Below are 11,661 nucleotides of genomic sequence, written 5' to 3'. Positions count from 1 at the left end.
GACACGTCCGACAAGAAACGTCAGCCTCCGACCCAACTACACACCGGCCGCCGGGGACACCCCCCGCACCTGGATCAGCGCATGCGTGCCGCCCGTGCGCCAGCGCTGCCCCTCCGCCGCGACCAGCGCGGCCTCCGTTCCGGCGTCCAGGCCCGTGATCACGTCGGACTTGAGGGTGCGCAGGGCGGCGACCGGGCCCGGGAAGTACGCGGTGGCGTCGGCGAACGGTGTGGTCGGAGCCCAGCGGCGATCGCCCACCAGGCGGCGGTAGTTGAGGTCGCCCTTCACGATCGTCAGGGTGGCCGCGGCGAACTCGGCGCGGAGGTCGGCGGGCATCTCGGCGTACGGCAGCGGGGCGCAGGAGAAGGGGTGGGCGCGCACGGTGAGGCGGCCGTCCGCCATGGCCGACCAGAGGCGGCGGCCATACGTCGCCGCCGCACCCGGCGCTCCGACCAGGCGGTGCAGGGCGTCGACCACGTCGGCGGTCGTGGCGTCGGAGACGTAGTACGGGTGCGGCTTGATGTGCAACACCGCGCGCTCGACGCGCCGTTGGTCCAGAAGGTGGGCCAACAGCAGGAGATCGGGGATGAGTTCGCGGCCGGCGTTGTCGGCGACGAGGCAGAGGGTGCCGGTGCCGGAGAGGAGTGACCAGAGCCGTTCGCTGTCGTCGGCCACCAGGGCCGGGACCGGGTCCTGCGCTGCCGACTCCGCTCCGGCCGCCGAGAGGCGGAAGCCGAGGTCCGCGCGGTTGCCCCAAAGGGAGCCGTGCAGAAGGGAGTTGGCGCGCTCCGCCGGCGGCCTGGACTCCAGCTCGTCCAGTGCGGCGAGTTCCTCGTCCGTCTCGGGGGCGTCGAGCTCGGCGCGCTTGAAGGGGCGGAACGGGTCGATACCCTGCCAGGCGCCGGGGCCGAAGTAGCCGACGGCGTCGAGGAGTTGGCGGTAGAAGTAGCTCTCGGACCAGAGCCAGGGCACGTCGTACCAGGACTGTCCGGCGTAGGTGTCGGTGCCCCATGCCGCCCACCGGTCGTGGTCGGGGGCGTCGGCCGGGAGGGGTTCGATCGTGCCCTCGGTGCAGTTCTTCAGGAGGGCGTCGAGGGCGCGGTGCTGCTCGGGGCCGTAGGGGAAGGCGTCGCGGACCTGGTGGATGATCGCGGGGTGCCGTTCGGCCAGCACGCTGCGGGGGAACGAGCCGGGCTCGTCGCCGAGGATCACGGGCGCGGTGGGGGTGTCGGGCATGCGGCTCACCGTACCGGGCGGGTCAGTCGGCTTCGATCTCCCGCTCCAGGCGTGCCGCGAGGCTGAGATAGCGGGCGCGGCGGGGGACGGGGACCAGGCCGCGGATCACCAGATGCCACATCTCGGCGGTTCTGCGGGGCTGTAACGCCACCGGTTCGAGGGTGCGGCCCACGACGCGGATGCCGACGAAGAGGCCGACGAGCGTACGGGCCACGGCGTCCACGTCGGTGTCGGGGTGGGCGTCGGCCTCCGCGACGGCGCCGGTGAGTTTGCGGGAGGCGATGTCCAGCCACTCGGTGAAGGGGTGCGGCATCGGGGGCCGTACCTCGATCTCCCCCGCGGCGAGCCGGAGTCCGGCGCGCGGGATGGGGCCCTCGACGGCCAGCCGCGTCACGCCGAACGTGACACGTATCAATGTCTCCAGTGAGGAGTAGCCCCTGCCGTCCATCTCCTTGGAGATCTGGCGCGAGGCCTTGGCCTGCATCTCCAGGATGGTGTGGGCCAGGTCTTCCTTGGCCGCGAAGTGGAAGTACAGGGCGCCCTTGGTGACCTGGGCTTGGTCGACGATGTCGCTCAGGCTGGTGGATTCATAGCCCTGCCGGTCGAAGAGCTCGGCGGCGGCCGTGATGATCGTCGTTCGGGTCTGTTCGGCCCGTAGCTGCCTCACCATCGACTGAAACACTCCTGATGAAGGAAAAACAACGGCCCGTGCCGTTTTTTTCTTACCCCCTGTACACAGTAGCTCACGGTATGGCGGTGTCGACCTTGCACCCGAAGACCGCCAACACCCCTCACGTTCCCATCACTTGCGTCTCTGTGTCACCCCTGCCCCGACTCTTGACCACTTTCGGTGGCTGTGGCACGTGTCAGCACCGGTTCCCGGCCAAACGGAAGACCGACCGCCCTGACGAGGCACCTCCGGGGAAGCGCCTCGCCCTACGGGTCAGTCGGTCTGTTTCTGTGAATACCCTGTGCCGTCGGTCTACCGGGCGGAGGGCGCGCTGCCGCCGCCGGTGCTCACGGCCTGGACGGTCTTCGCCGCGTCCGCGAGACCGGCGCCGCAGCCGCCGGAGCAACTACCGGGCAGGGCACGGGCGTTGGCCTTGATGGCCGACTCGATCCGGGCCGGGGTCAGCGCGGGGTCGGCCGACTTCATGAGCGCGACCAGGCCCGCGATGTGCGGGGTGGCCATGCTGGTGCCCTGGTAGTAGGCGTACGACTCGGTGGACGGCGTCTTCGTGCCGGAGTTCAGCGTGGAGTAGATGCCGTTGGCGGTGCCGGTGCCGGTCTGGCCGCCGGGGGCCGAGATGTCCACGCCGGAGCCGTAGTTGGAGTAGGACGCCTTGGCGCCGGCGCGGTTGGTGGCGGCGACCGAGATGACGTTGGCGCAGTTGCCCGGGGAGTGGTTCGCGACGTTGTCGTTGTCGTTGCCCGCGGCCACGACGACCGTGGTGCCGCGGTTCACGGCGGCGGTGATCGCGCTCTGGGTGGCCGAGGTGCAGGCGCCGTCGCCGCCCAGGCTCATGTTGATGACCTTGGCGATGTTGCCGTTGGCGGGGACGCCGGAGACGCTGCCGCCGGAGGCCCAGGTGATGGCGTCGATGATGTCGGAGTCGTAGCCGCCGCACTTGCCCAGCACGCGCAGCGGGGAGATCTTCGCGCCGTAGGCGATGCCCGCGATGCCCTTGCTGTTGTTGGTGGCGGCGGCGATGGTGCCGGCGACGTGGGTGCCGTGCCAGGAGGAGGGGCTGGCCGGGATGCCCGCGCCGCACTCGTTGGCGGCGTAGTAGTCGCCGGGGTCGGCCGGGTTGCTGTCGCGGCCGTTGCCGTCGACCGAGACGGCGGTGTCCGAGATGAAGTCGTAGCCGGCGACGATGTTCGCGGCGAGGTCGGAGTGGGTGACGTAACCGGTGTCGATGACGGCGACGGTGACCCCGCCGCCGGTCGAGGTCGGCCATGCGGCGGGCACGTTCATCCCTGCCGTGGACTCGAAGAGGTCCCACTGCCTGCTGTACCCGGTGTCGTTCGGGTCGGCCTGCGGGGTGTTCAGCCGGTCCGGTACGACATAGGAGACCTGCGGGTCTGATCTGAACTCGGCGATGACGTCGGCGACTTCGGTGGTGCTGCGGGCGTCGCCGAGGCCGACCAGGGCGGCTCCGGTGCCCAGGCGGCGCTGGAAGTCGACGCTCTCGCCGGTCTCCGTGCCCTTGGCGGTGGCGTCGGCCTCGGCGGCGCGGTTCGAACTCGCCTCGGCGGCACCGGACTTGTAGCCGACGATGAGGCGTTCGGCGAGCGTGCCGGGGGCGGCCTCGGTCTGTCCGGACAGGGCCGGCGCCGCGGCCTGGGTGGGGGGCACCTGGGCGACGGCGGCCGAGGTGGCGACCGTGGCGAGGAGGGCCGCGGAGACCGCGGCGACGGATATCAGGGTCCGTCCGGTGGGGAACGCCGTGGGAGTGCGCAAGGGCTTGCCTTTCGTGGCCGTACTCCAACAAGCGCGGAGCAGCGGTCGATTCGCTTCGTCGTCGAAGCGGCGGGGGGTCATCGAGAAAAGCGGCGCGGTGGCCGACCAGGCGCGGGGAGCCGACCGGTCAGGGGTGGCCTGTGGGTCAGCTGTGGCCAAACGATAGGCAAAGAGAAGGTCATGCGGATACGGGGAAAACCCTCGATCCGGCCGGAAACCGACCCTAGATGTCCGGCAGTTGCCCGGATCCGCCCCGCTGCGCGGCGGCCGGAGGAACTGAACGCGCCGGGCCCGCTTCCCGTATTGCACGAACAGACCGTTGCCGCCCCCGGCCGAGGAGACGATCCGGATGCCCCGGACGACCGTACATCGCACCGCCCTGGCGGCCGCCGCCATGGCCCCGCTGCTGCTCACCGTCTGGGCGGCGGGTCCGGCGCAGGCGCACGGGGCGCCGACGTATCCGGTCAGCCGGGTCTACGCCTGCTCGCCGCAGGGCGGCAGCGCGGCCGGGTCGACGGCCTGCAAGGCGGCCGTGGCGGCGAACGGAGGGCCCTTCACGTTCTGGGACAACATCCGCGTCCCCGACATCAACGGCCGCGACCGGCAGCTGATCCCCGACGGGAAGCTGTGCAGCGGTGGCCTGTCCGACTACAAGGGGCTCAACCTCGCCCGCACCGACTGGCCGTCCACGCGGCTGACTCCGGGGGCGAAGCTGACGATGACGTACGCGTCGACGATCGCGCACACCGGGACGTTCAAGTTGTATCTGACGAAGGCCGGTTACGACGCGTCGAAGCCGCTGACCTGGTCCGAGCTGCCGACGACGCCGTTCGCCGAGGTGAAGGACCCGCCGCTGACCGGCGGCGCGTACCGCATCGGGGCGACGCTGCCGACGGGCCGGACCGGGCGCCAGCTGATCTACACCATCTGGCAGAACAGCAGCACCGAGGACACGTACTACTCGTGCTCGGACGTGGTGTTCCCGGGCGGCGGCACCGCGTCGTCGTCCTCCTCGAAGGAGACCGCCGGTTCGAAGGGGACAACCGGCTCGAAGGACAAGACGGCGAGTCCGTCCTCGTCCGCGGTCAAGTCCCCTACGGCCGCGAGCAGTTCGGCGAAGGCCCCGGCAGCCGCCACGGCACAGAAGGCGTCCCCCGCCGAGGAGAGCACCGCGCCGGGCAGCAGCCCGGTGGCGTCCGACACCGACGCCGCGGCCGGCGGCCCGTCGGCGCCCATGGTGGCGGGCGGCGCCGCCGCGGTGCTCGTGCTCACCGGGGGCGCCGCCCTGGCCCTGCGACTGCGTCGACGCTGAGGTCCGACTCGACGCGTACAGGCCCTACTTGCTCCTGACCGGCCTTCGGCCGGTGCTCCTTAGTTGGTGTAGACCGCCGCGCCGTTGTCCGTCACCGGGGCGTACTTCGCGGTGAAGTAGCCCGCGCTGAAGCACAGGGACGAGCCGGAGGTCTTGGTGAAGGCCTGGCTGGTGAAGTTGATGCTGGTGTCGGTGTTGCTCGCCGTGCCGGTCAGGCTGGGCGCCTGGTAGACGCAGGTGATGCTGCCCAGCAGGGTGGTCAGCTTGACCGTGGTCTGGATGGTGGAGCCGCTGGCCGGGGTGACGGTCAGGGTGCCGTCCGAGACGGCCGCGGTGGTGTACGGCAGGTTGTCGACCGTGATGCTGGTGACACCGGTGACGCCGAGGACGTTGCTCGTGCAGCTGCTGCTGTCGAAGCTCTGCCCGGAGACGGACTCGGTGGCGGTGCCCGGGGCGGTCGGGTTGGCGGTGACGGTCGCCGTGAACTGCGACGTCGTGCACTTGATGCCGCTGGTGCCGGTCGCGCTGGAGTACAGGGTGGCGGTGGTGCCGGTGGCCAGGGGCGCGGTGAGCACATCGCCGACGGCGACGGCGGTGCCGCCGAGGCTGCCGGTGGTGAGCACGGTGTCGGCCGCCGACGCCGGGGCGATGAAGGGGAGGGTGAGCGCGGCGACGGAGCCGACGAGGGTGAGGACGGTGCGAGTACGCATGCGGGTGTACCTCTTCTTCCGAAGTGGAGGGTCGAACCGGGGGTTCTCGGGGGGTGGGGGAACTGGGGGTCGAGGGCGCGAGCCACCGCCGCCGGCCGGCGTGAGTTCGCCGCCGCCGGCCCGTGACGCCTTCTCCGTACGTGACGGGCCGGGGCGGCGGCCGGCCGGTGACCGGCCGGAGGCCCGCGGGGGTTGGGGGTCTCCGGCCGGGCCGGGCGGTGGGGCGGACGGCACGACCAGGGGGGAAGCGGCCGTGCCGGGCCGCGGGGGTTCGGACTCTGAGGGCGTGAAGTGCCCGTGTGGAAAGGGAAGTCCGGGAACGCGGCTCGTGCCGCGCGGCGGATCCGGCGCCACGGATCCGGCAAACAAGGGAGAGTTGTAGACCTGAGTGTCCGTCAACGTCAAGAGATGCAGGGCAAGTTGATGTACAAGCCGGGACTCGCCGGAGGTGCGCGAAAGCCTTGCCTCACAGGTGGCGCATCATCAACACTCTTTTTTCACAACTCCCTTGACCCTTCAATGTAACCCCCGGTAACTTCCTCGACGGCTACTGCTGCGTAACCTTGAAAGCCCTTGCACCCGCCGGGAGTTGTGGGGAGGGGTTCGCCGCACCCGCTGTCCGCGCCAGGACAACGCGCCACTTCGATACCGACTCGCGTTGAACCAGAGCAGCACATGGGAGCAGACATGGCTTCACCCTCGGACGCCAACCCGTCCAACGGAAACACCCCTGAGCAGCCGGAAAGCGGTTCCGCACCCGCGACCGCCGAGGGGCCCGAGAGACGCGGTCAGGTCCGACTGCGCCGTGCCGCGATCATGGCGGTGCCGGCCACGCTGGCCGCGGCGGCCCTCGCGGTGCTCACCGCGCAGGGCGCGCTGGGGGTGCAGTTCTCCATCTCGGGCATGCCGTTCACGGTCACGGCCAAGTCGCTCGACGGCACCGGCTTCGAGCAGTTCGGCGATCTGGACAGCATGATCCCGAACAGCCCGAACGAGGGCGACACCGGCGGGCAGGTGCTGATCATGACCTCCGCCATCAAGAGCGCCACGCTGGACAGCCTGTGCCAGAGCGTCGACCTGGGCGGGGTCAACCTGCTGATCAAGGCGGGCAGCGGCTCGACGAAGGTCACGGCGACCGACCTGACCACGGACTCGACGGAACTGTCGGGTGACGCGTCCTTCGGCAACATCCAGATCGGCAACGACGCCAGCACGCTCAACAAGGCGGGTGTGCAGGGCAAGAAGGGCGTCTTCAGCCAGCAGTCCGACACCGTGCACATCGACAACCTGCGGCAGACCAACTACGCGACCACGGCAGGTGTGTTCAAGCTGCCGGGCCTCAAGCTCAGCTTCAGCGACTCGGGTTGCTGATGTCGGAGAACCTGCCACAGCAGGGGAGAGGGCCCGCCTTCCGGCGCTGGCGGGCCCGCCGTCCGTTCTGGGGCGGGCTGCTGCTCGCCCTGGGCGGGGCGGAGATCCTGCTCACGGAGAAGGTGTCGCTGAAGGTCGCGATGCACATCGGGATGCAGGGCATGACCGGGTATCTGCTCCCGGTGATGATGCTGCTGTGCGGGTTGCTGATCCTCTTCAGCCCGGGCCAGCGGCTCTTCTACTCGATCATCGGGATCCTGTGCAGCCTCGGCAGCTGGCTCACCTCGAACCTCGGCGGCTTCTTCGTCGGGCTGCTGCTGGGCATCGTCGGCAGCTGCATGACGTTCGGCTGGCTGCCGGACCAGGAGCCGCGGTCGGAGCGCCGACGCCGCAAGCGCGAGGCGAAGACGACCACGAAGTCCCTCCAGCACCAGGCCTGACCCCGCGCCCCGGCCCCGGCGACAGCCGGGGCTCGACGCGTGCCTGGCGGAGTCCGGGTACACCCGCCCCGCGAGTTCAGTGCGCGGTGGCCGGCGGCTCCGTGGAAGCGATCACCGGAGACTCCGTCACCGTGTGCGCGGTCGTCGGCTGCACCGGGACCGACTCCGCCACGGTGTTCTCCTCCTTCATCGCCTTCGCCTCGCTCTTGAGGATGCGCATGGACTTGCCCAGTCCGCGTGCGGCCTCAGGAAGCTTCTTCGAGCCGAACAGCAGGATGACGACGATCGCCACGACCAGCAGGTGCCAAGGTTCCAGTCCGTTGCGGAGCATGACCTCGTCCTCCTCTTCCTCACACGACAGTTGCTATGTTGCGCAACTGTACAACCCTCGGGTGGATCGCAAACCCCTCAGGGCCAGCGCATACACACCGAGCACGGCTGCCAGGAGGACGTAGTAAGGAAGCGCCAGGCCCGTCATTCCCAGCGGCGCACCCAGCGGGCTCAGAGGCAGGAGCACTCCTACGGCGGCCAGCGTGGCCGCCGCCCGCCCGATCGGGCCCGGTGCACCGCCGCCGGTCCGCAGCAGGAGCATCACCAGCGCCTGGGTGAGCAGGTTCTCCGTGAACCAGGCCGAATGGAACAGCACCTCGTCGTCCACGGCGTCCGGACCCCGCAGCGCCGACGCCAGCACCGCGAACGTCGCCAGGTCCGCAACCGCGTTCAGCACCCCGAACCCGGTGATGAAGCGGAGGAACGCCCGCGGCCGCAGCACGGTCGGGCGGCGCAGCGCCGCCGCGCCGGGACGGTCGTAGGCGAAGGCCAGTTGGGCCGCGTCGAAGCAGAGGTTCTGGGCGAGCACCTGGGCCGGGAGCATCGGCAGGAACGGCAGCAGCAGGCCCGCCGCGAGCATCGCGATGACGTTGCCGAGGTTCGAGGAGAGGGTGATCCGCAGATACGAGGCGATGTTCGCGCTGCTGTGCCGCCCGGCCGTGACCGCGTGCCGGACCGCGGCGAGGTCCTTGCCGGCGAGCACGACGTCGGCGGCCTCCCGCGCGACGTCCACGGCGGCGCGCGGCGCGATCCCGACGTCGGCGGCGAGCAGTGCGGGCACGTCGTTCAGCCCGTCCCCGAGGAAGCCGACCGTGTGCCCGGCCGCACGCAGGTCGGCGACCGCGCGGGCCTTGTCCTGGGGCGTGCGACGCGCCTCGACCCGCACCTCCCCCTCCTCCAGCCCCAGCTCCCGGCAGACCCGAGCCGCCGTGGCCGGATGGTCCCCCGTGAGGATCCGCACCCCGATCCCCAGGTCGGCGAGAGCCCGTAGCGCCTCCCCCGCGTCCGGGTTCAGCGCGTCGTGGAACGTCACCAACCCCCGGAGGACCAGACCCCGTTCGTCCGCCGGACCGTACTCACGCGCGCGTGCGGGACGTTCGGCGGTGGCGACCGCGAGGAGCCGCAGGCCGGACTCCGCCTCCCGCGCGGCCAGGGTCAACAGCCGCTCGCGCTCGGCCTGTTCGAGCACACACCGCTCCAGCACGTCCTCCACCGCCCCCTTCACGATCAGCGTGTGCGTGCCGAGGGCCTCCCCCCGCACCACCGCCGTCGCGAGCCGCCGCACCGGATCGAAGGGCACGGCCCCGACCCCGTCGTACGACTCCCCCACCGGCCCCGCCGCCTCCAGCAGCGCCTCGTCGAGCGCGTCCGGCACGGGCGCCTCGGCGAGCTGGAGGGTCCACCAGGCGGCTGTGGCGGCCAGGCGCAGGACATCCGGGTCGTCGAGGCCGTCGGGGCCCAGGGCGCGTTCCACGACCGGGCGGTCCTGGGTGAGCGTGCCGGTCTTGTCGAGGCAGAGGACGTCCACGGCGCCGAGGTCGTGCAGCGCGGGGAGCCGTCGGACGACGACGCCGTGCGTACGGGCGAGCAGCGCGGCCCCGCGCGCGAGGCAGGTCGTGACGATCACCGGGAGCATCTCGGGCGTCAGCCCGACCGCCACCGCGACGGCGAACGGCAGCGTCGCCAGGCCCCGCCCGCGCAGCGCCGCGTTGGCCATCAGGACGAGCGGGGGCGTCAGCAGCATGAACCGGATCAGCACCCAGGAGATCCCGTGCACGGACCGGTCGAACGCGCTCGCCTCCCGCCGCACCGGCCCCTCGTGCGCGGCCGCGAACCGGGTCCGCGCCCCCGTCGCCACCACGACCGCCGTGGCACTCCCCGAGACGACACCGCTCCCCTGGAAGCAGAGATACGGCTGCGCGAAGGGACCCCCGTCCGTCTCCCCGGGCAGTTCCACGGCCGCCTTGGCGACCGGCGCGGACTCGCCGGTGAGGGCCGCCTGATGCACGGTCAGCCCGGTCGCGCGCAGCAGTCGTACGTCCGCGGGGACGAGGTCGCCCGGCCCGAGCCGGATCACATCACCCGGCACCAGCTCGGCGACCGGTGTCTCCCGGACCCGCACCGGCGCGTCAGCGTCCGTACGGCGCAGCACACTGGCGGTGGCGCCGACCAGCTCGCGCAGGTCGTGCAGGGAGCGGTCGGCCCGGTGCTCCCCGCTGGCGCGCAGCGCGCAGCTCACCGCGACGAGGGCGAGGATCACCGCGGCGGTGCCCCAGGAGGCGACGAGCGCCGAGACCAGGCCGAGGCAGAGCAGGACGGCGGTGAAGGGGTCGCGCAGGCCGCGCAGGAAGAGGCGGGGCCAGGAGGCCGTACGGCGCTGGGGAACCGTGTTCTCGCCGGTCGCCGCGAGCCGGGCCGCGGCCTCCGGGTCGGTGAGTCCGCGCGGGCCGGTGTCCAGCTGCCGCAGCACCTGGAGCGGGGTGTGCCGGTGGGCGGCGGTGTCAGAGGCCACGGAGTCGGGGGGCGGGCAGGCCGGTCCGGTCGGCGCGGGCGCCGATGCGGGTGACCGCGAGCCGGACCACGTCGACCACGTCGGGGTCGTCGACGAAGTACACCTGGCGGCGGCCCTCGCGGCGGGAGCGGACCAGGCCCGCGAGCTTCAGCTTGGTGAGGTGCTGGCTGACCGCGGGCAGCGCGCCGCCGACCCGCTCCGCGAGCCCGGTGACATCGCTCTCGCCCTGGGCCAGCGCCCACACGATGTGCAGCCGCGCGGGCGAGGCCAGCAGCCCGAAGGCCGCGGCGGCGTCCGCGAGCACGCCGGCGGACGGATCCTCGAAGCCGCTGCCGGCTGCCGCCACCGTCGTCGCCTCCCGTCCCTGACCGGTCCCGTTCGTGAACCGCCCAGTCTAGGCGGCCGGAACTTCTCCCCGGTCCGGGGAGTTTCCACGGTGCCGCAGACGCACGACGGTTTACGTGACGCACGACTTACTACATATGGAGTTCGCATGGCCCTGTGGGACCGCTTCAAGGAGTCCGCGTCGACGATGCAGACCCAGCTCGTGGCGAAGAAGAACGACCTGAAGAGCGGGGCGTTCCGCGACGCGAGCATGGCGATGTGCGCGCTCGTGGCGGCCGCCGACGGGACGGTCGACCCCTCGGAGCGGCAGCGCGTCGCGCAGCTCATCGCGAGCAACGAGGTGCTGCAGAACTTCGACGCGACGGACCTCCAGCGCCGTTTCGACGAGAACCTGAACAAGCTGACGGCCGACTTCGCCTTCGGCAAGGTCAGCGTGCTCCAGGAGATCGCCAAGGCGAAGAAGAAGCCCGCCGAGGCGCGTGCCGTGATCCAGATCGGCATCGTGATCGGCGGCGCGGACGGCGACTTCGACAAGACCGAGCAGGCCGTGGTCCGCGAGGCGTGCTTCAGCCTCGACCTGCCGCCGCACGAGTTCGACCTCTGACCCGACCTCCGACTCCCGCTTCTCGTAAGGGAGTTGGCACACCCCTGACGACCTGGACCGCGGTCCGATCCACGCCCCCGCCCCTCGGCGGCCGGGCACCCTTCGGGAGGATCCGCCGCGGTCCTTGGCGTAGCCCCTCGGCGTCACCACCCGTCCCCCTGCCCGTAACCTCCTCCTCGGAGTGCTCAACTTCCGTACGACGTCGAGATGATCACAATGCGGCGCCAACAACTCACTCCATGTCGCTGCTCACTTGACTACCAGCGGTCACACGCGATTGGCTCCGGCCCTACGGGAGTAACCCGGTCGGCGCACCTCTTACGGCTCCGGGCGCATCCTC

Annotated in this window: 10 protein-coding genes and 1 pseudogene; 4 read left to right on the top strand and 7 right to left on the bottom strand. The window is 71.3% G+C overall.

Going from position 1 to position 11,661, the window contains the following annotated elements; translation table 11 throughout:
• Nucleotides 1–36: 36 nt before the first annotated feature.
• The 3 genes and pseudogenes from R2B38_RS33080 to R2B38_RS33070 all read right to left on the bottom strand — a co-directional run.
• On the bottom strand, nt 37–1,236 hold the full coding sequence (locus R2B38_RS33080; RefSeq protein ID WP_318019480.1) for a damage-control phosphatase ARMT1 family protein: 1,200 nt from the start codon (nt 1,234–1,236) through the stop codon (nt 37–39).
• A gap of 22 nt (nt 1,237–1,258) precedes the next feature.
• A complete protein-coding gene (locus tag R2B38_RS33075; RefSeq protein ID WP_318019479.1) occupies nt 1,259–1,906 on the bottom strand; it encodes a ScbR family autoregulator-binding transcription factor in 648 nt (215 codons plus the stop codon).
• A 330-nt stretch (nt 1,907–2,236) separates the two neighbouring features.
• Nucleotides 2,237–3,697, bottom strand: a pseudogene (locus R2B38_RS33070) (S8 family peptidase); the annotation flags it as partial.
• Between the two features lie 349 nt (nt 3,698–4,046).
• Between R2B38_RS33070 and R2B38_RS33065 the strand changes: the two are divergent.
• Entirely contained in the window at nt 4,047–5,009 is a 963-nt protein-coding gene (locus R2B38_RS33065) for a lytic polysaccharide monooxygenase (RefSeq protein WP_318019478.1), read from the top strand.
• A 59-nt stretch (nt 5,010–5,068) separates the two neighbouring features.
• On the opposite strand, the gene R2B38_RS33060 is transcribed toward R2B38_RS33065, so the two are convergent.
• Nucleotides 5,069–5,719, bottom strand: coding sequence for a Tat pathway signal sequence domain protein (locus R2B38_RS33060; RefSeq protein WP_318019477.1), 651 nt, complete (start codon nt 5,717–5,719; stop codon nt 5,069–5,071).
• A 687-nt stretch (nt 5,720–6,406) separates the two neighbouring features.
• Here R2B38_RS33060 and R2B38_RS33055 point away from each other — a divergent pair.
• Together R2B38_RS33055 and R2B38_RS33050 are read left to right on the top strand one after the other, a co-directional pair.
• Nucleotides 6,407–7,090, top strand: coding sequence for a DUF6230 family protein (locus R2B38_RS33055; protein WP_033281479.1), 684 nt, complete (start codon nt 6,407–6,409; stop codon nt 7,088–7,090).
• Nucleotides 7,090–7,530 (top strand): DUF6114 domain-containing protein, encoded by a 441-nt coding sequence (locus tag R2B38_RS33050; RefSeq protein WP_033281478.1) that lies wholly within the window; start codon nt 7,090–7,092, stop codon nt 7,528–7,530. The genes R2B38_RS33055 and R2B38_RS33050 overlap by 1 nt, the downstream gene beginning before the upstream one ends.
• 76 nt (nt 7,531–7,606) lie before the next feature.
• On the opposite strand, the gene tatA is transcribed toward R2B38_RS33050, so the two are convergent.
• The 3 genes from tatA to R2B38_RS33035 are packed head-to-tail and all read right to left on the bottom strand — an operon-like array spanning nt 7,607 to nt 10,718.
• Nucleotides 7,607–7,861: a Sec-independent protein translocase subunit TatA gene (tatA, locus tag R2B38_RS33045; protein WP_318019476.1), complete on the bottom strand. Its 255-nt coding sequence runs from the start codon at nt 7,859–7,861 to the stop codon at nt 7,607–7,609.
• Nucleotides 7,862–7,894: 33 nt separating this feature from the next.
• Nucleotides 7,895–10,372 (bottom strand): magnesium-translocating P-type ATPase, encoded by a 2,478-nt coding sequence (gene mgtA, locus R2B38_RS33040; protein WP_318019475.1) that lies wholly within the window; start codon nt 10,370–10,372, stop codon nt 7,895–7,897.
• Nucleotides 10,362–10,718 carry a metalloregulator ArsR/SmtB family transcription factor gene (locus R2B38_RS33035; RefSeq protein WP_318019474.1) on the bottom strand — a complete coding sequence of 119 codons (357 nt, stop codon included), beginning with the start codon at nt 10,716–10,718 and terminating at the stop codon, nt 10,362–10,364. The genes mgtA and R2B38_RS33035 overlap by 11 nt, the downstream gene beginning before the upstream one ends.
• Nucleotides 10,719–10,865: 147 nt before the next feature.
• On the opposite strand from R2B38_RS33035, the gene R2B38_RS33030 reads away from it, so the two are divergent.
• Nucleotides 10,866–11,321 carry a tellurite resistance TerB family protein gene (locus R2B38_RS33030; RefSeq protein ID WP_033281474.1) on the top strand — a complete coding sequence of 152 codons (456 nt, stop codon included), beginning with the start codon at nt 10,866–10,868 and terminating at the stop codon, nt 11,319–11,321.
• Nucleotides 11,322–11,661 lie beyond the last annotated feature (340 nt).

Source organism: Streptomyces sp. N50 (assembly GCF_033335955.1).
Classification (GTDB): Bacteria; Actinomycetota; Actinomycetes; order Streptomycetales; family Streptomycetaceae; genus Streptomyces.
Note: the sequence above shows the minus strand (reverse complement) of the source record. Positions and strands in the feature narration are given on the sequence as shown.

Bases quoted from the DNA above. Each gene is read 5' to 3' on its own strand.
- R2B38_RS33075 (WP_318019479.1), bottom strand. From the start codon at position 1,906: ATGGTGAGGCAGCTACGGGCCGAACAGACCCGAACGACGATCATCACG.
- R2B38_RS33080 (WP_318019480.1), bottom strand. From the start codon at position 1,236: ATGCCCGACACCCCCACCGCGCCCGTGATCCTCGGCGACGAGCCCGGC.
- R2B38_RS33030 (WP_033281474.1), top strand. From the start codon at position 10,866: ATGGCCCTGTGGGACCGCTTCAAGGAGTCCGCGTCGACGATGCAGACC.
- R2B38_RS33060 (WP_318019477.1), bottom strand. From the start codon at position 5,719: ATGCGTACTCGCACCGTCCTCACCCTCGTCGGCTCCGTCGCCGCGCTC.
- tatA (WP_318019476.1), bottom strand. From the start codon at position 7,861: ATGCTCCGCAACGGACTGGAACCTTGGCACCTGCTGGTCGTGGCGATC.
- R2B38_RS33055 (WP_033281479.1), top strand. From the start codon at position 6,407: ATGGCTTCACCCTCGGACGCCAACCCGTCCAACGGAAACACCCCTGAG.
- R2B38_RS33050 (WP_033281478.1), top strand. From the start codon at position 7,090: ATGTCGGAGAACCTGCCACAGCAGGGGAGAGGGCCCGCCTTCCGGCGC.
- R2B38_RS33065 (WP_318019478.1), top strand. From the start codon at position 4,047: ATGCCCCGGACGACCGTACATCGCACCGCCCTGGCGGCCGCCGCCATG.